Origin of the sequence: Arenivirga flava (assembly GCF_030161575.1) — a bacterium.
In the GTDB taxonomy this organism is placed as follows: Bacteria; Actinomycetota; Actinomycetes; order Actinomycetales; family Microbacteriaceae; genus Arenivirga; species Arenivirga flava.
The window spans coordinates 2,835,468-2,856,728 of the sequence record NZ_BSUL01000001.1; the positions used below are offsets into that span (position 1 = coordinate 2,835,468).

Consider the following 21,261-nt stretch of genomic DNA (forward strand, 5'->3'; position numbering starts at 1 on the left):
CGTGCTCGGTGGGCTCACCCCTGAGCGGCGGTGCTGACACCCTCCAAAGTTTCGGCCTGCCCGAGCGCCACCAGGAGTCGCCCCCGGATCCGTTGCTTCCGCTGCTCGAAGAAGAGCGCGAAATCGGACAAGCCGAGCGGTAGGCCGTCGAGGTCGTTCTCGCTCAAGTAGGTCGCTCGTTTCTCAAGGTTCGCGAACGCGCCGTTGATCCACTCGGCGGGCAGAGCATCCTGCTTTTCGATGTTCGCGGTGCCGGCGAGCAGCTGGAGGTTTGGAAGCAAGTTGATTGCTCCGATGAAGTCATCGATTTTCTCTAGATCTACCCCCGCACTCAACAGCTTCTTCTTTGTGAATCTCGATTTCGGGAAAATGTGATCCTCATGGAACTTCTTGCCGAGATCGAGGCCCGGGTACAGCACCGAGAGCACAGAGAATGTTCGTTGGCCGGCGTATTTGAGATTGAGCAGTTCATCGATCTCAGCCTCGTCGAACACGAGGCTCTTCCCTGCCGCCGCCATGGCGCTTTCGACCGAGTTGAGCGGGAAGCCTCCCTTAGCCTCCTCGCTGATCACGTCGCGGATGCGGAGGAGGAGGGTGTCAAGACCGGACCCCCAGATGCCACGCTTCACCAGCGATCGCGTAACCCATCGCTGTAAGGCCAGGCGATCGGCAGCGTCGACCGAGGAGTCGAGATAGGAATCAGTGGCGCCTCGACGGTGTAGATAGTAGGCGACGGGCACGATCACACTGTTCGCCGTGAGGTTGCGTTCGTTGTATCCGAACTGCTGCAGGAGCGTCGCGGCGCGAAGTAGGGCGCCCTTGATCTCGTGCCAGGCAGATTCGACCTTCTCCATGTTCTCCTGGGTGAAGTTGCTCACGGTGAAACGAACGTCCACGTCGGCGATCGTGAGCGCGGTCTTGAGAACGACGTCCTTCGAGAACGAGAACTGCCGTCCGGCGTTGCTGTTGATCTCCGAGACGAGTGAGCGAACTTCCTCGCGCGCGTCGAGATCGCGCCATTGATTCGTCGCCATGGAGAGCAGTGGATCCGAGTAAGAGAGCGTGGTTCCGCCGCTGTTCACACGGACAAAGATCTCGAGAACCTTGTCAGCATCCTGGTCGGTGACCAGGAAGTAGTTCATAGGCTTCAGGATCCGCATGGCCTGAAAGAGTTCGTACAGTCGCTGAAAAGCATCAGTGGTGTTCGCAATCTCGCGCCGGCTGAGCTCCTGCATAATTGCGGGCCCTGCATCAGCGAGGTCGAGCACGGCGCCGACGCGGAACCACTTGTCTGCCTCGCCCTCGGAGGGTGCAGCTTCGCGCTCCGACAGAAAACGCAGGTCGTACCTGGTGCCGAGTTCCTCGTCGTCTGGCGCATCGACGAGGTTGAGGTACAGACGCTTGCTGGGGAACGCGTCGGCGCTATTCCACCATGCGTACTTTCGCTTCTCGGCGTAACTGCCGTACAGCGCTATGTTCAGCGAGGTGAGTCGCTGCTGTCCGTCAAGAACCGCGACGGTGCCACTTCCCGAAGGTACGGTCGCCTTGGCGGCGTAGGGGTTGTCGCGCTCGTGGTAGTTGGTCAAGAATTCGTAGAACGTGTACGACTGAGCGGTTTCGGGCTTCACTTCCCAAAGCAGGAAGGAGCCGACCGGATAGCCCCGCATCAGGCTGTCGACGAGCTTGACTATTTGATCCGAACTCCATACGAACTCGCGCTGGATTGCGGGCATGAGGTAATCCCGCTTGTGGATAGCGGTGAGCACATCCTCGATACTGCGGGGGGTCTGAAACGACATGTGAGACGGTTTCCTTCGTCTGGGGGCGAGCTGCGGATTCGTTGATCAGTTAGGAGCGACATCTACCGAAGTGGCGGAGCACGGAGTCGGCGAGGTCGGCATCGACTTCCCACCGACCGCCCTTGCCTGGAGCGGTTTGGGGGCTGAGCCTGCGCAGCTCTGTACGGACCTTCTTGCCACCATCCGTGTGACCGAGATGCGCGGCAAGCTGCGGGGGAGTAGTGGGGAGGTTCATCGCTTCTCGTCTTCAGGGGTCGTGTCCGTCGCCTGCCTCAGCCGTCGTGCCCGTTCGGCCAGTCCGGTCGACACCTTCTCGGTGACGCCGAGCGCCCCTCCAAAAGCCTTGAGCCCGAACCGGCGAACGTTGTCGGCCGTGTCGGCCCCGGTCTCGACTGCCTTATCCCGTGCTTCACCGACCGCTACGAGCCAGCGCTTCGCCTCGATCGCCTCGTGCTTGCCGTCGATGCCGATCCGATCATGGAACTCGATCACATCTGTCGCGACCTCGCCGATCGAACGGACAGCTGCACTCGAACTGAATGGATTGAACAGGGCACGAGCATTGGCCGTGTCAGCGGTCGCCTCGATCCGCTCCAGGAGCCGGAATGTCGTCTGAGAGACGAGGGCGCGGCGATGCGCGCGCGCAGCGTCGAGCGCGTTACGGTGCTGGTCCAGCTCCTCGGGCTCCGTATCGAAGACGCGATCGAGTTCGAGCACGCCGAGCCCGTTGAAGAGCTGGAAGCAGCGCGCCAGCACGACGAGCCACTCTTCGACCGTCGCCTCCGCCGCTTTCGATACATCGGCAAGCTCCGAGGCATTCGAGCGCTTCTCCAGCTTCGCGGCGATCGCGTCGAGCTGCCGCAGCGCATAGGACTGCACAGAGCTGATGATCATCGGGCCGCTCTGGACCTTCGACCAGGTGATGTCGCTGACGCGCCCCGTGTGCTCGCGGACGATCATCGCTTCATCGATCATGAGGCCGACGCCGATCATCTCGGCGAGTACCGCGTCCTTCTGAGCACGGAGGATGTCGTCGACCTTTTCCTCGATCACGGCGAGGTACTCGGAGATCTCATCCATTGCCTGCTGCATGGCGATCTGCGACATGATGCCCGCTGCTCCGGCAAGCGCCGCCGGATTGGTCAGAATGGCCATGGGCGTCTGGACGATCTGCAGGATGTGCTGTGTCTTGCTGCTGCCATCGACCACGATGGCGCGGCCGATGCTGCCGGTGGGTCCCTTCATGAGCTGGCCGAGACGCATGACCTGCGCGGACTCTTCGGTCAGCTTGACCCACCTGCCTGCGTTGGCAGCCACTTCTGCGGCAGTCTGCGCCGTTCCGGCGCCCGCGCTGAGCGTGCTCGCGAGCTTTCGCCGGTCGATGGCTCGGGACTCGAGGCCGCTTCGAGCGAAGAACTGCTCGACCGCAGTCGACGAACCGAAGACTGCGACGCCCTCGCCGTCGCTCACCAGCTCGATCTCGTTGCTCATGCTCTTCCTTCGACCAGGCAGGCAACTACCAGCCGGATTGCACCGCGGTCGTCCTGCAACTCTGAAACGGAGGCGCCCAGTGCGTCGAGGAGCCCCCAGCTCGACTGCGCTCAAACTAGCCCAGGCTTCAGACTTCGCGCTCCGCCCAAATCTGGGGCAACAGTCCAGACAGCCGGTTCAGCGCGAACTGTCCGCATGGGTCTACGTCATCGGCGAGAACAGCAATGCTCAGCGGATGTGCTGGTCAGCGGCAACGTGCGCGAGCCCTGCGACCTGTTCCGCATGCTGCCGACCGCGAAGGCGTCGTTCGCCACCAAATTCGTCAACCGCGAGCTGCTGCAGTGGGACTCGATGGGCCGCACCCGCATCCGCTTCTCCCTCATGCCGCACGAGACGGCGAAGGTCACGGACATCCGCACTTCCCCGATCGCCGAGCGCATCGCGGCGATCAACGACTTCGCGTGTTGATGCAAGCGCCGCCGGCCACGAGGTGCACGTCAACTTCTCGCCGATCATCCTGACGCCGACCTGGTTCGAGGACTGGACGGATCTGCTGCTCCAAATCGACGCCGCGCTCTCCCCGGCCACAACGGCGCAGATCGCCGCCGAGGTGATCTTTCTCACCCACAACGAGGCGCTGCACGAGACCAACCTCGGCTGGCACACCAAGGCCGAAGAGCTGCTCTGGCGCCCTGACCTGCAGGAGCCTAAGCTCTCGCAGAACGGCCAGCTCAACGTCCGCTACCGCGCGAACCAGAAGCGGATGCACCTCGACCGTTTCCTCGCGTTGGCCGACCGCGTGCTGCCGTACTGCTGCATTTGCTACGCATTTGGACTCGGCATTGATCGACTCCGGCGGAGCGTGATCGCGATGTCGGGAATGAAGTAGGAGGAGGGCCTCCGCAACCCACTCCGCGCCGCGGAACCTGGTCGATCGACGTGTACCGGCTCTGACCGATCCGGGTGACGGATGACCTCCGTCAAAGGCTACGCGGGGTCGTTCTCGGGCTGAACCCATAAATCGCTTTGGACCAATGGATCATTAATCCCCGTTTGAGGGGCAGCGTTCCGTTCACCCTGCGGTTATTCTTCCGGCATGGCGGGGGTCAGTCTTCAGTGAGCACATCAGTTGAGTCCGAAGCGTTGGCGCGAGGACTCGAAAAGCAAGTTCGTTCGTATTTCCACTTGCTCGGCGAACAGCAGGTGCTCGATACGCGTGTGCGATTCCGAGTCCATTGGCTCGCCTTCGACGCCAATGGGCGTGACCGAACTAAAGCTCTGGCCAACCACCTCTACGCTCGCATCATCGACTTCTGTATTCCGCGTTCACGAATCCTTGAAGCTCAATTCTTGGACCGTCAGGAAGGTGGCAACGCGCATCTTTCGATGCTCCAAGAAGAGGCTCGGACACTTTTCCTGAATTCCACAAAGTCAGGTGAAGGAGGCGAGTTGTTGCTCTTTTTCCTACTAGAGGCAGAACTGAAGCTGCCTCAGATCCTCTGCAAAATGGACCTCAAGACTAGTCCCGAGATGCCGATTCACGGCGTAGACGGCGTCCACGCTGGCTGGACTGACGATGGCAAGGTGGCCGTTTACTGGGGTGAGTCGAAACTTTACGAGGATGCACCAGCAGCGATGTCGGCTTGCTTCAAAAGTATTGCGCCTTTCCTTCTCGATGATGGATTTGGCCCGGCTCGTAAGGACTTCTTGCTCGTTCGCGACAACCTAGACGCGGGCGAGCGTGAGATTTCGTTGCGTCTCGTGAAGTATTTTACGGATGACGAGCCTGAGCGCCTTGACCTGGAAATCCGCGGTGCTTGCTTAGTTGGATTCAGTCATGATTCTCATGTCGATCCATTCGAACCCGACGGTGAAACTCTTCTGGAAGAGGTTAGCTCGCAAGTCGACGCGTGGGCTGCCGGTGTCCAAACGCGAGTCAAAAATCGCAAAATCTCAAACTTCGAAATTGAGTTCTTCTGCGTGCCTCTTCCTTCTGCGCAGCGGCTTCGTGACGCGTTCAACGAGAAGCTCGGTCATGCTTCATGAGCTCCGAATACTGGGATGAGGTCGGGCGTCTCGAAGCTTTCGCAGCTGGTGTTCGCCAGTCGACTATTCTAACGACAGTCAACTTTTTCGATTCCGCTCTTGTTGCTCCCAGAGTGGAACCGCCTGACTGGGCCAGGGCTCTATTTGCGGCCAGCCTTGTTTCCATGGATGCTCCGGAGGCGCTACAGAGCGGGGCGATACGCATCGTGCAGGGCTGTCTGCAAGATAGGAACACATCGACGGAACTGCGCCGGGCGTCCACTTATCTACTTCGACGTTTGGGAAACTCGAGGGCTGTTGGGCTCGCCATCAAACGTGGACTCATTGACGAGGACCTCCGCAGCGGCCAAATCGATCCACTTGGCCTAGACCTCGCAAGATCACGCCTCGAGATGACTGTAGGCTTCGGAAGCGAAGCGATGCCGGTTAATCCGTTTCAGCGTCAGTTTTGGGACGCCGCATCGCGCGATATGAGGGTTAGCGTTTCGGCCCCGACCGCCGCTGGGAAGTCCCACATCGTGAAGATGTGGATAAAACATCGCGCGTCCATGTCGAGCAACTTCTCCGCCGCCTATGTGGTCCCCACGCGTGCATTGATCGATGAAGTCTCCGCCGAACTCCGAGAGGTGCTGGCTGGTGTCGCAGAGGTTCTCACGCTCCCATGGGACGCGCGGGTTGGCCAAAGCGCAAAAGAGGTGTATGTCGTAACTCAAGAGCGTCTCCATCTGATTCTCAATCAAGACAGAGAGCGGACTTTTGATGTCGTTTTCATCGACGAGGCGCAGAAACTAGGCGATGGTCGGCGTGGAATCCTGCTTCAGAGAGTGATCGACCAAGTAACAGTTCGGGGCAATCCGCAGCTAATATTCGCGAGTCCGCTGACGGAGAACCCAGAGACACTGGTGTCGCTCGGAGATGGAACCTCGAGTTCGCTCCTGAGCGAGACGGTGACGGTCAATCAGACACTCCTTCATGCGAACCAGATACCGCGCAAGCGCCAGGACTGGACGCTCGACATAGTCATGGATGGCGAAACACATAAGTTAGGTACTTTTGCGCTCCCCGCGAGGCCAATACCTGAAAGTAAGCGCTTGCCATTAGTGGCAGTGGCTCTCGGTCGTGAACATCCGGGGAACGTGATCTACGCGAACGGTGCAGCGGAGGCCGAAAAATACGCCGGTCAGGTCTACGACGCGCTTGGTCCCAGCAGCGACATCTCCTCGGGCGGTCGCATAGACGCGCTAATCGAGCTGGTCCAGAAGACCATTCATCCGAAGTATTTGCTCGGGCAATACTTGCGCCGCGGAGTCGCGTTCCATTACGGGAACATGCCTCTCATCGTGCGAGAGGAGATTGCGTCCCTGTTCAAAAATGGCGAGATTCATTTCCTGGTCTGCACTTCGACGCTCCTTGAGGGAGTGAACTTGCCCTGCCAGAACCTGTTCGTCCGTGCGCCGAGGAAAGGGCAAGGTAACCCGATGTCACCCGCGGACTTCTGGAACCTCGCTGGCAGAGCTGGCCGATGGGGAGTGGAGTTCCAAGGAAACATTATCTGTGTGGATGCCGATAAAGACGCCTGGGAGTTCGTCCCATTGCGGCGAACTCGTCAAGAGATAACCCGCGCAACTGACCGGTTGACGCGAGAGCACGATGACCTGGTTGAGTATGTCCTAGCTGGAACTCCGGTAGCGACTTCGAAGGCTGATCCCGAGCTCGAGGGCCTCTTCGCTATCCTTGCGAGTGCGTATTGGTCGGATGTTGAGCTAGAAAACTTGCCGTGGTTGCGCGTTGACGAATCGGTGCGTCGACGGCTTGAGGAAGCGACGTCGAGCGCGCTCTCCAGCGTTTCAGTTCACCAAGAGATCTTGAGAAAGCATGCTGACATCAGCCCGCTTTCAATACAGCGATTGAGCGACGCCCTCCAGTCCTCTGGAAGGCCTGTAGAGCACTTCGCGCTTGCCGCGCCCGAATCCGAAGAGTCGTTGCCGCAGATCATCACCGCGCTGGGCTACATCGATGCGTTCCTGGGTGGCGATTTCACGGACAATGAAGCTCGACACTACGGGCTCGCGCTCTTGTTCACGGATTGGATGCGGGGACGACCGCTTTCGATGCTCATCGCCAGTCGTATCTCATGGCTGAATAGGACGGGAAAGGACTATAAGCTGCCGGCAGTAATCCGTGATGTCCTGGCTGATGTTGAGACCTACGCGCGCTTCATGGGACCACGTTACCTGGCCTGTTACTCGGATGTCGTCACCTCAATCTGGCCCCCGGTGAGTCCCGATGAAGAGATTCCAGATATTTCCATGATGATGGAACTGGGCGTCTCCCGCGTAACCGAGTTGTCGATGATGAGCATTGGAGTAAGTAGAACTAGTGCCGTCGTTCTTTCTGAGTACATCGTCGATGATGGTTTGAATCCACAGGAATGTGTCGAATGGCTGCTGTCGCGCGACCTTTCCGCGCTTGGGCTGCCGTCGCTGATCGAAGACGAGTTGGGGCGCATACTTCTTCGGCATGTAGGGCTTAGCTAACGAGCGACAGGCCCGTGACGCTGCGGGCCTGGTGAACTGACGCGTACAATCGACCCCAACGACACAGATCCGGCCATCACCGGGGAGTCTTCGGAAGAACAGGTCCCATCCGCTCGTCCCTTCACCGGGCAGCGCGGTATGAGCCCCCAGTAGACCCGAACGGGCCAGGCCCGTCACAGCCGCAGGGAGAGCGGCCTCGTAACGCAAGGGACGAGGTAAGCGAGGTGGTACCGCGCCACCCGGACGACGTCCGGGCGGCGTCCTCGCAACGGAGAGCGCCGGCACGAGCAGCCGGACGGACCAGGGCGAACAACCCAGGAGCAGCCACCGATGTACCCCAGCATCCCCGCGTCCCCGAACCTCCCCGAGGTCGAGCAGGGCATCCTCGCGTTCTGGAAGGGCGACGGCACCTTCCAGGCGTCCGTCGAGCAGCGGGAGGGCTGCGCCGAGTGGGTGTTCTACGACGGGCCGCCCTTCGCCAACGGCCTGCCGCACTACGGGCACCTGCTCACCGGCTACGCCAAGGACCTGTTCCCGCGGTTCCAGACCATGCGCGGCAAGCAGGTGCACCGGCGCTTCGGGTGGGACACCCACGGGCTGCCCGCCGAGCTCGAGGCCATGAAGCAGCTCGGCATCACCGAGAAGAGCGAGATCGAGGCCATGGGCGTCGAGGCGTTCAACGCCAAGGCGCAGGAGTCCGTCCTGGCGTACACGCAGGAGTGGCAGGAGTACGTCACCCGCCAGGCGCGCTGGGTCGACTTCGACAACGACTACAAGACCCTCGACATCACCTTCATGGAGTCCGTCCTGTGGGCCTTCAAGACCCTGCACGACAAGGGCCTCGCCTACGAGGGCTACCGCGTCCTTCCCTACTGCTGGCGCGACCAGACCCCGCTCAGCAACCACGAGCTGCGCATGGACGACGACGTCTACAAGATGCGTCAGGACCAGACCGTCACCGTCACCTTCCCGCTGCGCGGCGAGCGAGCGGATGCGCTGGGCCTGGCCGGAGTGCAGGCTCTCGCCTGGACGACCACGCCCTGGACCCTGCCCACCAACCTCGCCCTCGCGGTCGGACCCGAGATCACTTACGCCGTCGTGCCGGCGGGGGAGAGCGCGGTGCTCGAGGGCAGCTTCCTGATCGCGGAGAATCTGCTCGGCAACTACGCCAAGGAGCTCGGCTACGCCAGTGCCGACGAGGCCAAGGCGGCGGTCACCAAGACGGTCATCGGCGCGGACCTGGAAGGCATCGAGTACGAGCGCCTCTTCGACTACTACGCCGACGTCGAGACCTACCGCACCGAGAACGCCTGGCGCATCCTCGTGGCCGACTACGTCACCACCAGCGACGGCACCGGCATCGTGCACCAGGCCCCCGCCTACGGTGAGGAGGACCAGAAGCTCAGCGAGGCCGCCGGCATCCCCACCATCATCAGCCTCGACGACGGCGGGCTCTTCCTGCCGAACGTGCCCGACTTCGCCGGTCAGCTGTGGTCGGATGCGAACAAGCCGATCACGAAGGCCCTCAAGGAGCACGGGCGCCTGCTGCGCCAGGCCAGCTACGAGCACAGCTACCCGCACTGCTGGCGCTGCCGCAATCCGCTCATCTACAAGGCCGTCTCGAGCTGGTTCGTCCGTGTGACGGAGTTCAAGGACCGCATGGTGGAGCTCAACGAGCAGATCACCTGGGTGCCCGAGAACGTCAAGCACGGCCAGTTCGGCAAGTGGGTCGAGAACGCCCGCGACTGGTCGATCTCGCGCAACCGCTACTGGGGCTCGCCGATCCCGGTGTGGAAGAGCGACGACCCCGAGTACCCGCGCGTCGACGTCTACGGTTCCCTCGCCGACCTCGAGCGCGACTTCGGCCGGCTGCCGCTCGGCGCCGACGGGCAGCCGAACCTGCACCGTCCCTACATCGACGACCTCACGCGTCCGAACCCCGACGACCCCACCGGGCGCTCCACGATGCGCCGCATCGAGGACGTCTTCGACGTGTGGTTCGACAGCGGCTCGATGCCCTTCGCGCAGGTGCACTACCCGTTCGAGAACGCCGAGTTCTTCGAGCAGCACAACCCCGCCGACTTCATCGTGGAGTACATCGGCCAGACCCGCGGCTGGTTCTACGTGATGCACGTGCTCGCCACCGCGCTCTTCGACCGCCCGGCGTTCAGCAACGTCATCAGCCACGGCATCGTGCTCGGCAGCGACGGCCAGAAGATGTCCAAGTCGTTGCGCAACTACCCCGACGTCAGCGAGGTCTTCGACCGCGACGGCTCGGATGCGATGCGCTGGTTCCTCATGTCGAGCCCCGTCATCCGCGGCGGCAACCTGGTGGTCACCGAGGAGGGCATCCGCGAGGGCGTGCGCCAGTTCCTCCTCCCCATCTGGAGCACCACCTACTTCTTCACCCTCTACGCCAATGCGGCCGGCAAGACGGGCTCCATCACGACAGGATCGGCGGATGTGCTCGACCGCTACCTGCTGGCCAAGACCCGCAGCATGGTCGAGGCGCTGGCAAGCGACCTCGAGTCGCTCGACAGCACCACCGCATCCGCTCGGCTGCGCGACTTCGCCGACGTGCTCACCAACTGGTACGTGCGCCGCAGCCGCGACCGCTTCTGGGAGGGCGACCAGGACGCGGTCGACACCCTCTACACGGTGCTCGAGACCGTGCTGCGCGCCGCCGCGCCGCTCGCGCCGCTCGTCAGCGAGCACCTCTGGAAGCACCTCACCGGTGGACGCTCTGTGCACCTCGCCGACTGGCCGGACGTCTCCGGCTTCCCGGCCGACGATGCGCTCGTGACCGCGATGGACGGCGTGCGCGAGGTCGCCTCCTCCGGCCTGGCGCTGCGCAAGGCGACCAGCCGTCGCGTGCGCCTGCCGCTCGCGACGCTCACCGTCGTGACCGCCGACCCGGCCGCGTTGGAGCCGTTCGCCGCGATCATCCGCGACGAGCTCAACGTCAAGCAGGTCGTGCTCGAGGCCCTCGAGGAGGACAGCCTGGAGCGCTTCGGCATCACCCGCACCCTGCGCGTCAACGCGCGCGCCGCCGGCCCGCGCATCGGTAAGCAGGTGCAGGAGGCCATCAAGGCCTCCAAGACCGGCGACTGGTCCGCCGATGGCGGCCAGGTCGTCGCCGGCGGCATCGCGCTCGAGCCGCACGAGTACGAGCTCGACCTCGCGGCGTCCGACCCGGCCGCGGCGATCGGGTTCCTGTCGTCGGGCGGCTTCGTGCTGCTCGACACCGCCACCACGCCCGAGCTGGAGGCGGAGGGCCTGGCCCGCGACGTCATCCGTGCCGTGCAGCAGGCGCGCAAGGAGGCGGATCTCGACGTGAGCGACCGCATCCGTCTCTCCCTCGGCTCCGATGACGACGGGCGCGCGGCCATCGAGCGTCACCGGGAGCTCATCGCGGGGGAGACACTGGCAGTGGACGTCTCCATCGGCGTGGCCCTCGGCGGCGTGCCCGTGGGCGACGGCAGCAGCGTCGTGATCGGAGTGGTGAAGGCATGAGCGACCTGACGGCAGAGGACCTGTTCGAGGCCGACGAGGCCCGCGAGCGAGCGGATGCGGCGTACCAGGAGATGCTCGCGCGTCTCGGCGAGGCGAACCCGCAGCCGCGGCTCGACGCGACGCGCAAGGTCGTGGAGCTGCTCGGCGACCCGCACCGCGCCTACCCGGTGATCCACGTCGCCGGCACCAACGGCAAGACCTCGACGAGCCGCATCATCGAGTCGATCCTGCGGGCCACCGGCCTGCGCACCGGCCTCGTGACGAGCCCGCACCTCGAGCGCGTCAACGAGCGCATCGTCATCGACGGCGAACCTGTCGACGACCAGCGCTTCGCCGACGGCTGGGACGACGTCAAGCCCTTCATCGAGATGGTCGACGCCGAGCTGACCGCCGCGGGCGAGCCCGCGCTCACCTTCTTCGAGGCGCTCACCGTGCTGAGCTTCGCGATCTTCGCCGACGCGCCCGTCGACGTGGCCGTGATCGAGGCCGGCATGGGCGGGGAGTGGGACAGCACCAACGTCGCCGACGGCGCCGTGGCGGTCTTCACCCCCATCGACCTCGACCACACGAAGCGCCTCGGCTCCACCGTCGAGGAGATCGCCCGCACCAAGAGCGGCATCATCAAGGACGGCGCGATCGTCGTCACCGCGCAGCAGCGAGCGGATGCGGCCGCCCCCTCGTCGAGGCCGCCGTGCGTCACGGCGCGACGATCCACGCCGCGGGGGAGGACTTCGGGCTGCAGCGCACCGTGCCCGGCGTCGGCGGTCAGCTCATCACCGTGCAGGGCCGCGCCGGCACCTACGACGAGGTCTTCCTGCCCCTCTACGGCGAGCACCAGGCGCACAACGCCGCGCTCGCGATCGCCGCGGTCGAGTCGTTCCTCGGCGACGGCAGCGTGGCGCTCGACGCCGACCTGCTCGCGCAGGGCCTCGGCGAAGCCACCTCGCCCGGACGCATGCAGCTGCTCGGCATCGAGCCGAGCGTGCTCATCGACGCCGCCCACAACCCGCACGGCGCCGCCGCGCTCGTCGAGGCGGTGCGCGCGAACTTCAACTTCGAGGAGATCGCGGTCGTCGTCGGCATCCTCGGCGACAAGGACGTGGACGGCATCCTCGCCCCGCTGGCGACCATCGCCACCCGATTCTACGTGACCGCATCCGGTTCCGACCGCGCGGTCGAGACCGAGGACCTCGCCGAGCGCGCCGAGCAGGCCACCGACCCCGACCGCGTCATCGCGGTGAGCGACCCGGTCGAGGCCGTGGAGCTGGCCCGCGAGTGGGCGGATGAGGGCTCCGGCCGCGGCGTGCTCGTCACCGGCTCGATCACGCTGCTGGGCGAGGTGCTGACGGCGGCGAAGCAGAGCGGATGGGCGCTGTGACCTCGCAGGAGCCGCTGCCCGAGGGCCTCTCCTACGACGAGAACGGCGACATCGTGAACGCGCAGGGACAGCGGATGCGCCTCAAGCGCCGCCGCGGACTGCGCGAGAGCCTCGTGTCGATCGTGATGGGCTGCGAGATCTTCGTGGCGTTCCTCGTCGCGATCGGCCTCGCCGGGCTGCGCGCCGTCGACCCGGTCACCGCCTACGTGGGCGGCGGCGTCTTCATCCTGCTCGCCCTCGTCGCCGCGGCACGCGCCCGGTACACGTGGGCCGTCGCGCTGAGCGGTTCGCTTCAGGTCGTCGCGGTACTGTCGGGGCTGCTCGAGCCCATCCTGTTCCTGGTGGGTGCCGGGTTCCTCGCGTTCTGGCTCTACGCCGTGATCATGGGCACCCGCATCGACCGCCGCAACGCGAAGCTCGCCTGAGTCCATCCCCTTCGAAAGAGGAGCACCCATGTCGGTCGAAGAGACCCTCGTCCTGATCAAGCCCGACGGCGTCGCCCGCAACCTCACCGGCGAGATCCTGCGCCGCATCGAGGCCAAGGGCTACACGCTCGTCGACCTCAAGCTCGTGCAGCCGGAGCGCGCGCTGCTCGCCGAGCACTACGCCGAGCACGAGGGCAAGCCGTTCTTCGAGCCGCTCGTCGAGTTCATGCTCTCGGGCCCGGTCGTCGCCGCGCGCGTTGCCGGCAACCGCGTCATCGAGGGCTTCCGCGCGATGGCCGGCGTCAGCGACCCGACCATCGCCGCCGCCGGCACCATCCGCGGCGACCTCGGCCGCGACTGGGGCGAGAAGGTGCAGAAGAACCTCGTGCACGGCTCCGACTCCGCCGAGTCGGCCGAGCGCGAGCTCGCCCTCTGGTTCGCCTGAGCGACCCTCCACGAAGGCCCGGCCCCTCGGGGCCGGGCCTTCCCCGTGCGCGGGGGAGAGCGCATCCGCTCGCCCTCGCGCTCACCCGCTTCGCATTGGGGCGCTTCGGCGACGCTGGGGCATGCGCCCGCACGCCCCGACGTCGCTCGAACGCCCCAACGGATGGCCCCGACCTGCGGCGCGACCCTCGACGAGTGCGCGGGCGACGCGTGTCGAGCATCTCGGAGGTGAACGGCAGCACGCTCCCAGAACGCGTTCCTAGACTCCCTCCGACCCCGACCCCGGCGCCGCACCCGAGCGGTGAGAAGGAAGAGCCCCATGCCCGTCGAACCCCGCGGCGTCAGCGCGCCCGAGCGCATCCGCTCCCGGCGCATCGTCGGCGGTGCGGGAGCCGCGCTGCTCGTCGTGGTGGCCGTGGCGGTCCTCGTCGCGGCGATGACGGCTCCGGCCGACGGGCCCCGCAACATGGGCGCCGACGGCATCCGCATCGGCGCCGATCTGCACGCCGTGCCCACCAAGGCGCTGGCGGCCGGGGAACCCGCCATGCAGCTGACCGCCGCCGACGGCGCGGTCGACGTGCGCGTCTACGTCGACTACCGCTGCGTGCACTGCGCCCGGTTCGACGACGTGAACGGCGCCCTGCTCGCCGACCTCGCGGATGAGGGGGCGATCGTGCTCGAGATCCATCCGCTGGGCTGGCTCGGCGCCGACTCGGTCGTCGCCGGCAACGCTGCGGCCTGCGTCGCCGACCTCGCGCCGAACGCCTACCTCGCCTATCACCGCGACCTGCTGGAGCACGCCGGCCAGCACCTCGACGCCGAGCAGCTCACCGCGCTCGCCACCGACTCGGGCGCCCCGCCGACTCGCCAGGTCGCCTCCTGCATCGGCGACGGCGAGTTCGACCACTGGGTCCGCGACACCACGCGCCGCGCCCGCACCCAGGCCATCGACGGCCTCGGCTCGCCGGTGCTCGCCGCGCCGACCGTGCTCATCGACGGCGAGCAGTACACCGGCCCGCTCGACGACCCCGACGCCTTCGCCGCGGCCCTCGACAAGCACCTCGCCCCCGCGGCCTGACGGGCACGACGTCTCTGCGGCCGACCGCTGACGGTTCGCATCCGTTCGTCCAGGTCGTCCGCATCCGCTCGTCTGCATCACGGCGCGGCGTTCCGCATGCGACCTTCAGCGGCGGCTGCAGCTCCGCAGCGTCCGACATGCACCGTCCGTCGTTCACCTCGAGCTGCTGCCCTCGGCTCGCAAGCTCGCAAGCTCGCAGGCTCGCAGGCTCGCAGGCTCGCAAGCAGGGGCCGAGCGGATGCAGCCCCGACCGCCGCCCTCGATCCCGAATGACGGAGCGGATGCGACCCGCCCAAGCAGGGCGGGCTCGCTCCCGCGCTGAAGGCCCGAAACTCCGTCATTCGGGACAGGCGGGCGGAGCGCTTCCGCCCCAGTGCAGGTGCAGGTCAGCGCGGCCGCGGAGGGAGAGGATGCGACACCGAGCGGATGCAGCCCCGACCGCCGCCCTCGATCCCGAATGACGGAGCGGATGCGACCCGCGCAGCTCGTACGGGCAACGACACGCGCTGGAAGCTCGGAACTCCGTCATTCGGGATCGGAACGGATCAGAGCTGATGTCGTTCGAACGGCCGCGAAGCGAGCCGACGCCGCCCTACGCGACGCGCCGCGAGCTCACCCCAGCAGCAGCCCCGGCAGGGTCGGGAACTGCACGAGGATCGCGACGATCACGAGCAGGATGTTGACCGCCGGCACCAGCCAGAGGTACGGCCCCGCGGCCTTGAGCGCTCGGCGCACGCCGGCCGGGGCGGGCAGCGCGCCGGAGGAGGCGCCCCAGGTGAGCGTGGTCCAGAACAGCGGGATCTGCACGAGCCAGACGAGCATGCACCACGGGCAGAGCGAACCGAGCACGAAGATCGCCTGCGTCTGCAGCCAGGTGACGAAGACCCAGCCGAGCAGCAGGCCGCCGGTGAAGAGCATCCAGAACCAGCGCTGGAAGCGCGCGCCGGCCAGCAGGGCCATGCCGACGACGATCGGGGCGACGAAGGCGGCGACCCCGAGGAAGGGGTTCGGGAACCCGAACAGGGCCCCCTGCGCGCTGCCCATCGAGACGCCGCAGTCGACGAGCGGGTTGATGCTGCAGCTCGGGATGTAGGTCGGATCCGCCAGCACCCGCACCTTCTCGATGGAGAGGTCGAGGGCTGCGATCCACCCGAGCACGCCGCCGACGATGAGCAGCAGGGCGATGCCGACGGGGCGCTTGGCGGGGTGCAGGGTGCTCACGCGCACGATCCTGCCACCCGCCGCCTGTGCGTCATGCGGCGCACGGCGCGTCGGCGCGTGCGATACTGGGGGCTGTCGTCCGAGCCGCGTTCGGATGACGCCAATGAGGGCTTACCGGGCAGCGTCCGGGCCAGGTCTGCGACGGGGATCGTCGCAGCGGAGTCGGATAGCCAGTTCCGAGGCGTCGTGAGAGGGCGCTGCGACCAGAGCCGAGCGCCGGTCGCGAAGACAGAGTTTCATCGAGCGGATCTCGCGAGCGAGGTCCCTGGAGAGCACCCGGAGGGGCGGCGCGGTTGCCCCGAACCGGCGAGGAGCACGCCAGCGATGGTGGAGAACACGCAGAACACGAACAGCAACGACGACGGAACGGCACGCAAGCGCAGGGGCCTCTTCGGCTCGCGCCGCCGCGCGACCAGCGCGGTCGTCACCCCTGAGGCGGCCCCTCAGGCGGTCGCCCCGGAGACCGAGCCCGCAGTCGTCGCACCCGAGCAGCAGGTGCCCGAACAGGCCGCGTCCGAGCAGCAGCCCACTGCCCAGGAGGCGCCAGCGGAGCAGGCCCCCGAGCAGCAGCCGGCCCCCGAGCAGCAGCCGGCCGACGAGCAGCGGCCGGCCGGCGAGCAGGCCCCCGAGCCCGCTCCCGAGCAGCAGTCCGCGCCCGCCCGCAAGCGCACGGCCCCGCGCCGCGCCACGGCGAAGCAGTCCCAGCCCGACCTCGTCGAGCAGGCCGAGTCGGCCGCCGCGAGCACCGCGGACCCCGCAGCAGCAGCGGATGCGCCGGCCGCCGCCGACGACGCGTCCGCCGAGCAGGCTCCCGCGGCGCGCAACCGCCGCGGCTCGCGCACCCCGAAGGCCGCCGCCGAGCAGCCCGCCGCCCAGCAGCCCGCCGCCCAGCAGCCCGCCGCCGAGCAGCCCGCCGCCGAGCAGCCCGCCGCCGAGCAGCCCGCTGCGGAGACGCCCGCCGAGCCCGAGGCCGCCGCCGAGCAGCCCGCGAAGCAGCCCGTCGTCCTCAAGGCGGAGTCGACCACCTCCCTCCTCTTCCACGCCCCCGACATCCCCGCGCACCTGCTGCGCCCGGCACCGGGCCGCGGCGAGCGCATCGACGTGCGCGACCAGGAGGACGACGACCGCGAGGGCTCGACCTCGAACGTGCGCCGCCGCAACCGCCGCCGCAGCGGCGAGGACTCTGGCCAGCAGCAGAACGACCCCAACACCGTCACCAAGGTGCGCCAGCCGCGCCCCGCGCCCGAGCCCATCACCGAGCCGCAGCGCATCAAGGGCTCGACTCGCCTCGAGGCGAAGAAGCAGCGCCGCCGCGACGGCCGCGACGCGGGCCGCCGCCGCACGGTCGTGACGGAGAGCGAGTTCCTCGCCCGTCGCGAGGCCGTCGACCGCCAGATGGTCGTGCGCGCCCAGGGCGACCGCATCGAGATCGCGGTGCTCGAGGACAAGGTGCTCGCCGAGCACTACGTCACCAAGAACCAGAACGTGTCGCTGCAGGGCAACGTCTACCTCGGCCGCGTGCAGAACGTGCTGCCGTCGATGGAGGCCGCCTTCGTCGACATCGGCCGGGGCCGCAACGCCGTGCTCTACTCGGGCGAGGTCGACTGGGAGGCCGCGCAGGCCGAGAGCGACACCAAGAACCAGCCGCGCCGCATCGAGCTCGCGCTCAAGAGCGGCGACCGCGTGCTCGTGCAGGTCACGAAGGACCCGGTCGGCCACAAGGGCGCCCGCCTGACCAGCCAGGTGAGCCTGCCGGGCCGCTACCTCGTCTACGTGCCGGGCGGCTCGATGAACGGCATCAGCCGCAAGCTGCCCGACACGGAGCGCGCGCGCCTCAAGAAGATCCTCAAGGAGGTGCTGCCCGAGAGCGCCGGCGTGATCGTGCGCACCGCCGCCGAGGGCGCCACCGAGGAGCAGCTGACCCGCGACGTCACCCGCCTCAAGGCGCAGTGGGAGGACATCCAGAAGAAGGTCGCCTCCGGCAACGCCCCCGCGGTGCTGCACGCCGAGCCCGACCTGCTCACCAAGATCATCCGCGACGTCTTCAACGAGGACTTCCAGAAGCTGATCATCGCCGGCGCCGACGCGCACCGCACGATCGAGCAGTACCTCTCCGCGGTGGCTCCCGACCTGCTCGACCGTGTCGAGCAGTACACGGGGATGCGGACGTCTTCAGCGAGTTCCGCATCCAGGAGCAGATCCAGAAGGCGCTGGACCGCAAGGTCTGGCTGCCCTCGGGCGGCTCGCTGGTGATCGACCGCACCGAGGCGATGACCGTCGTCGACGTCAACACGGGCAAGTTCGTCGGCAGCGGCGGCAACCTCGAGGAGACGGTGACGAAGAACAACCTCGAGGCCGCCGAGGAGATCGTGCGCCAGCTGCGCCTGCGCGACATCGGCGGCATCATCGTGGTCGACTTCATCGACATGGTGCTCGAGAGCAACCGCGACCTCGTGCTGCGCCGCATGATCGAGTGCCTCAGCCGCGACCGCACGAAGCATCAGGTCGCCGAGGTCACGAGCCTGGGCCTCGTGCAGATGACCCGCAAGAAGATCGGTCTCGGTCTGGCCGAGTCGTTCACCGACCAGGGCGCGGCCGGCGGCGGCGGCAACGGCGGCAGCGGAGGCGGCAGCCGGTCGAACGACGGCGGACAGCAGCAGTCGTCGCGCTCGAGCCGTCGCGGCAAGAAGGGCGCGGCCGCGAACGGCCAGCCCTCCTCGCAGGGCAACGGCGGCGGTAACGGCAACGGGCACAACGGCACGCACGCGATCACCGAGGACGTGAAGAGCGCCCTCGCCCAGATCGCCGCGAGCACCATCCCGCACGACGAGGCCGCGCCCGCCAAGGCGGGGCAGCCCGAGCAGCCGGCCAAGGTCGTCTTCGAGCCGCGCATCGAGCAGGCGGCCGAGGCCGCTGTGGCGATCCTCGACATCCCGGTGGCCCGCGCCGAGAGCCGCAGCAAGCGCGTCACAGGCAAGGCCGCCGACGACCTGCTCGGCTCCGTGCTCGACGCGCTGCCCGAGCCCAAGCAGCCCGGCCAGGGCCGCTCGCGCTCGCGCCGCGCCTCCTCCAACGGCGTCACCTCGGCCCCGGTCCGCGAGGACTCCACCGAGGGTTGACGTCCCGCCGTTGCCGCGCCGATCGCGGTTATGGCAGAATGAGCGCTTGTGCCTCGCACGACCCTGCCGCAGGGGGTCCGCGATCACGGGCACGAACACCTCCCCTTTCTTACCCCGTCATCGACCTGCGCGCGGTGACAGAGAGCGAACATCATGAGCAACCGCCTCGCAGCCGTCGACGCTGCCAGCCTCCGCACCGACGTCCCGGCCTTCCGCGCCGGCGACACCGTCAAGGTGCACGTCAACATCATCGAGGGCAGCCGCTCCCGTGTGCAGGTCTTCCAGGGCGTCGTCATCGGCCGCTCGGGCGACTCGGTCCGCGAGACCTTCACGGTCCGCAAGGTCAGCTTCCAGGTCGGCGTCGAGCGCACCTTCCCCGTGCACTCCCCGATCATCGACAAGATCGAGCTCGTCACCCGCGGTGACGTGCGTCGCGCCAAGCTCTACTACCTGCGCGAGCTGCGCGGCAAGAAGGCGAAGATCAAGGAGAAGCGCGACGCGTAAGCATCCGCTCTCCAAGGGGCGCCCGACCGACATCGGCCGGGCGTTCCGTCGTTAACGGCGGGACGCGGCCGAGCGGATGCGCACGGCCCGACGAGCGGATGCGCACAGCCCCGATGAGCGGATGCGGGCGGCCGTCCATCCGCGCATCCGCTCGCATCGAATCCCCAGCGCCCGCGCGCGCCGCGCACGCCGCCGCCCGGCACCTGCGCCCTAGACTGAACCGACGAACGGCGGAGGCATGACGACCGAGAACGACGAGCACGCGCGGCGGTCCCGCCTCGACACGGATCGACGGCGCCGCAACAAGGGCGTGGGGATGTTCCTGCGCGACATCGCGGTCATCGTCGTCGCGGCGCTGCTGATCTCGTTCCTCATCAAGACGTTCCTGGTGCGCTCGTTCTTCATCCCCTCCGGATCGATGGAGAACACGCTGCAGGTCAACGACCGCATCATCGTCAACCAGCTCGAGCCGCGCTTCTTCGCGATCAGCCACGGCGACGTGGTCGTGTTCAAGGACCCCGACGACTGGCTGCCGGGCCAGCCGCGCATCTCGCAGGGCCCGCTGCTCGACGGCGTCGAGACCGTGCTCTCGTTCATCGGCCTCGCGCCCGCGCCCGACAGCGACGAACACCTCATCAAGCGGGTCATCGGACTGCCCGGCGACACGGTCGAGTGCTGCGACGAGCAGGGCCGCCTCATCGTCAACGGGGTGCCCATCGACGAGCCGTACCTCAAGAACCCCTCCGCGGGCGCCTCGCCCGGGGGCGGGATGATCCCGAGCGAGTTCTCGGTCACCGTGCCCGACGACTCGATCTGGGTGATGGGCGACAACCGCGAGAACTCCGCGGACTCGCGCGCGCACATGGACGACGCCACCGGCGGATTCGTGCCGATGGACGACGTCGTGGGCCGCGCCATCCTGATCACCTTCCCGTTCGACCGCTTCGGCTGGCTCGACGACCACCCCGAGACCTTCGCGGTCGTGCCGCGCTCGGACTCCTCCGACTGATGGCCGTCGCCGACCCCACCCTCGAGGTCGAGCGGCAGCTCTGGGCCGCGGGCGCCCCCGCCGTCATCGGCATGGACGAGGTCGGTCGCGGCGCGATGGCCGGGCCGGTCGCAGTAGGCGCCAGTCTGCTCGCACCGGACTGCGGCCCGATGCCGGTCGGACTGCGCGACAGCAAGATGCTCAGCCAGGCCAAGCGCGAGCTGCTCGAACCGCTCACCCGCGCCTGGGCGCCCTTCTCGGCCGTCGGCCTCGCGAGCCCCGCCGAGGTCGACGAGCACGGCATCACGCACTGCCTCGCGCTCGCTGCGAAGCGCGCGCTCACCGGGCTCCACGAGCTGGGCGCCGACGTGGCGGCCAGCACCGTGCTGCTCGACGGCCACCACGATTGGCTCAGCCCGCACCTCGCCTCGCCGCTCACCGTCGTCACGCGGGTGAAGGCCGACCGCGACTGCGCCTCCGTCGCGGCCGCCAGCGTCGTCGCCAAGGTGCACCGCGACGCGATCATGGCGACCGCGCACGGCGCGCATCCCGGCTACGGCTGGGACGGCAACAAGGGCTACGGCAGCCCCGCGCACATGGCGGCAATCGCCGAGCTCGGCGCCACCGAGCTGCACCGCCGCAGCTGGATCAAGCAGCCCGGCCTGTTCTGACGCATCCGGTCGATACCGAGGTCGGATGCGCGTCGCGCCCCACCGGC

Annotated in this window: 15 protein-coding genes and 2 pseudogenes; 14 read left to right on the forward strand and 3 right to left on the reverse strand. The window is 66.9% G+C overall.

The window, feature by feature from the left end:
• Positions 1 to 14 precede the first annotated feature (14 nt).
• Positions 15 to 1,799: a DUF262 domain-containing protein gene (locus QQK26_RS13930; protein WP_284233817.1), complete on the reverse strand. Its 1,785-nt coding sequence runs from the start codon at positions 1,797 to 1,799 to the stop codon at positions 15 to 17.
• A gap of 231 nt (positions 1,800 to 2,030) precedes the next feature.
• Positions 2,031 to 3,290 carry a hypothetical protein gene (locus QQK26_RS13935; RefSeq protein WP_284233819.1) on the reverse strand — a complete coding sequence of 420 codons (1,260 nt, stop codon included), beginning with the start codon at positions 3,288 to 3,290 and terminating at the stop codon, positions 2,031 to 2,033.
• A 195-nt stretch (positions 3,291 to 3,485) separates the two neighbouring features.
• Here QQK26_RS13935 and QQK26_RS13940 point away from each other — a divergent pair, with 195 nt between their 5' ends.
• From QQK26_RS13940 to QQK26_RS13980, 10 genes and pseudogenes are all read left to right on the forward strand, one after another.
• Positions 3,486 to 3,758, forward strand: a complete 273-nt coding sequence (locus tag QQK26_RS13940; protein WP_284233821.1) for a hypothetical protein — start codon at positions 3,486 to 3,488, stop codon at positions 3,756 to 3,758.
• Between the two features lie 22 nt (positions 3,759 to 3,780).
• Complete coding sequence (locus QQK26_RS13945; RefSeq protein ID WP_284233823.1) at positions 3,781 to 4,179, forward strand: hypothetical protein; 399 nt, start codon at positions 3,781 to 3,783, stop codon at positions 4,177 to 4,179.
• A gap of 227 nt (positions 4,180 to 4,406) precedes the next feature.
• Entirely contained in the window at positions 4,407 to 5,336 is a 930-nt protein-coding gene (locus tag QQK26_RS13950) for a HamA C-terminal domain-containing protein (protein WP_284233825.1), read from the forward strand.
• Positions 5,333 to 7,873 (forward strand): DEAD/DEAH box helicase, encoded by a 2,541-nt coding sequence (locus tag QQK26_RS13955; RefSeq protein WP_284233827.1) that lies wholly within the window; start codon positions 5,333 to 5,335, stop codon positions 7,871 to 7,873. Before QQK26_RS13950 ends, QQK26_RS13955 begins: the two co-directional genes overlap by 4 nt.
• A gap of 330 nt (positions 7,874 to 8,203) precedes the next feature.
• Positions 8,204 to 11,386 (forward strand): isoleucine--tRNA ligase, encoded by a 3,183-nt coding sequence (gene ileS, locus QQK26_RS13960; RefSeq protein WP_284233829.1) that lies wholly within the window; start codon positions 8,204 to 8,206, stop codon positions 11,384 to 11,386.
• Positions 11,387 to 11,457: 71 nt separating this feature from the next.
• Positions 11,458 to 12,000, forward strand: a pseudogene (locus tag QQK26_RS16540) (bifunctional folylpolyglutamate synthase/dihydrofolate synthase); the annotation flags it as partial.
• A 77-nt stretch (positions 12,001 to 12,077) separates the two neighbouring features.
• Positions 12,078 to 12,764 carry a glutamate ligase domain-containing protein gene (locus QQK26_RS16545; protein ID WP_431308016.1) on the forward strand — a complete coding sequence of 229 codons (687 nt, stop codon included), beginning with the start codon at positions 12,078 to 12,080 and terminating at the stop codon, positions 12,762 to 12,764.
• Entirely contained in the window at positions 12,752 to 13,189 is a 438-nt protein-coding gene (locus QQK26_RS13970) for a DUF4233 domain-containing protein (RefSeq protein ID WP_284233831.1), read from the forward strand. Before QQK26_RS16545 ends, QQK26_RS13970 begins: the two co-directional genes overlap by 13 nt.
• A 28-nt stretch (positions 13,190 to 13,217) precedes the next feature.
• Complete coding sequence (ndk, locus tag QQK26_RS13975; protein WP_284233834.1) at positions 13,218 to 13,634, forward strand: nucleoside-diphosphate kinase; 417 nt, start codon at positions 13,218 to 13,220, stop codon at positions 13,632 to 13,634.
• A gap of 318 nt (positions 13,635 to 13,952) precedes the next feature.
• Positions 13,953 to 14,711 carry a DsbA family protein gene (locus QQK26_RS13980; protein WP_284233836.1) on the forward strand — a complete coding sequence of 253 codons (759 nt, stop codon included), beginning with the start codon at positions 13,953 to 13,955 and terminating at the stop codon, positions 14,709 to 14,711.
• Between the two features lie 612 nt (positions 14,712 to 15,323).
• Here QQK26_RS13980 and QQK26_RS13985 read toward each other — a convergent pair.
• Positions 15,324 to 15,932, reverse strand: coding sequence for a vitamin K epoxide reductase family protein (locus QQK26_RS13985; RefSeq protein WP_284233838.1), 609 nt, complete (start codon positions 15,930 to 15,932; stop codon positions 15,324 to 15,326).
• 495 nt (positions 15,933 to 16,427) lie between these two features.
• Between QQK26_RS13985 and QQK26_RS13990 the strand changes: the two are divergent.
• From QQK26_RS13990 to rnhB, 4 genes and pseudogenes are all read left to right on the forward strand, one after another.
• A pseudogene (locus QQK26_RS13990) lies at positions 16,428 to 19,051 on the forward strand (Rne/Rng family ribonuclease).
• A 153-nt stretch (positions 19,052 to 19,204) separates the two neighbouring features.
• Positions 19,205 to 19,555 (forward strand): 50S ribosomal protein L19, encoded by a 351-nt coding sequence (rplS, locus tag QQK26_RS13995; protein ID WP_284233840.1) that lies wholly within the window; start codon positions 19,205 to 19,207, stop codon positions 19,553 to 19,555.
• Positions 19,556 to 19,793: 238 nt separating this feature from the next.
• Complete coding sequence (lepB, locus tag QQK26_RS14000) at positions 19,794 to 20,564, forward strand: signal peptidase I (protein WP_284233842.1); 771 nt, start codon at positions 19,794 to 19,796, stop codon at positions 20,562 to 20,564.
• Positions 20,564 to 21,214: a ribonuclease HII gene (gene rnhB / locus QQK26_RS14005; RefSeq protein WP_284233844.1), complete on the forward strand. Its 651-nt coding sequence runs from the start codon at positions 20,564 to 20,566 to the stop codon at positions 21,212 to 21,214. Before lepB ends, rnhB begins: the two co-directional genes overlap by 1 nt.
• Positions 21,215 to 21,261 lie beyond the last annotated feature (47 nt).

Excerpts from the sequence above, each read along its gene's own strand:
- QQK26_RS13930 (WP_284233817.1), bottom strand. The coding sequence starts at position 1,799 with ATGTCGTTTCAGACCCCCCGCAGTATCGAGGATGTGCTCACCGCTATC.
- QQK26_RS13935 (WP_284233819.1), bottom strand. The coding sequence starts at position 3,290 with ATGAGCAACGAGATCGAGCTGGTGAGCGACGGCGAGGGCGTCGCAGTC.
- QQK26_RS13940 (WP_284233821.1), top strand. The coding sequence starts at position 3,486 with ATGGGTCTACGTCATCGGCGAGAACAGCAATGCTCAGCGGATGTGCTG.
- QQK26_RS13955 (WP_284233827.1), top strand. The coding sequence starts at position 5,333 with ATGAGCTCCGAATACTGGGATGAGGTCGGGCGTCTCGAAGCTTTCGCA.
- ileS (WP_284233829.1), top strand. The coding sequence starts at position 8,204 with ATGTACCCCAGCATCCCCGCGTCCCCGAACCTCCCCGAGGTCGAGCAG.
- QQK26_RS13970 (WP_284233831.1), top strand. The coding sequence starts at position 12,752 with ATGGGCGCTGTGACCTCGCAGGAGCCGCTGCCCGAGGGCCTCTCCTAC.
- ndk (WP_284233834.1), top strand. The coding sequence starts at position 13,218 with ATGTCGGTCGAAGAGACCCTCGTCCTGATCAAGCCCGACGGCGTCGCC.
- QQK26_RS13980 (WP_284233836.1), top strand. The coding sequence starts at position 13,953 with ATGCCCGTCGAACCCCGCGGCGTCAGCGCGCCCGAGCGCATCCGCTCC.
- rplS (WP_284233840.1), top strand. The coding sequence starts at position 19,205 with ATGAGCAACCGCCTCGCAGCCGTCGACGCTGCCAGCCTCCGCACCGAC.
- lepB (WP_284233842.1), top strand. The coding sequence starts at position 19,794 with ATGACGACCGAGAACGACGAGCACGCGCGGCGGTCCCGCCTCGACACG.
- rnhB (WP_284233844.1), top strand. The coding sequence starts at position 20,564 with ATGGCCGTCGCCGACCCCACCCTCGAGGTCGAGCGGCAGCTCTGGGCC.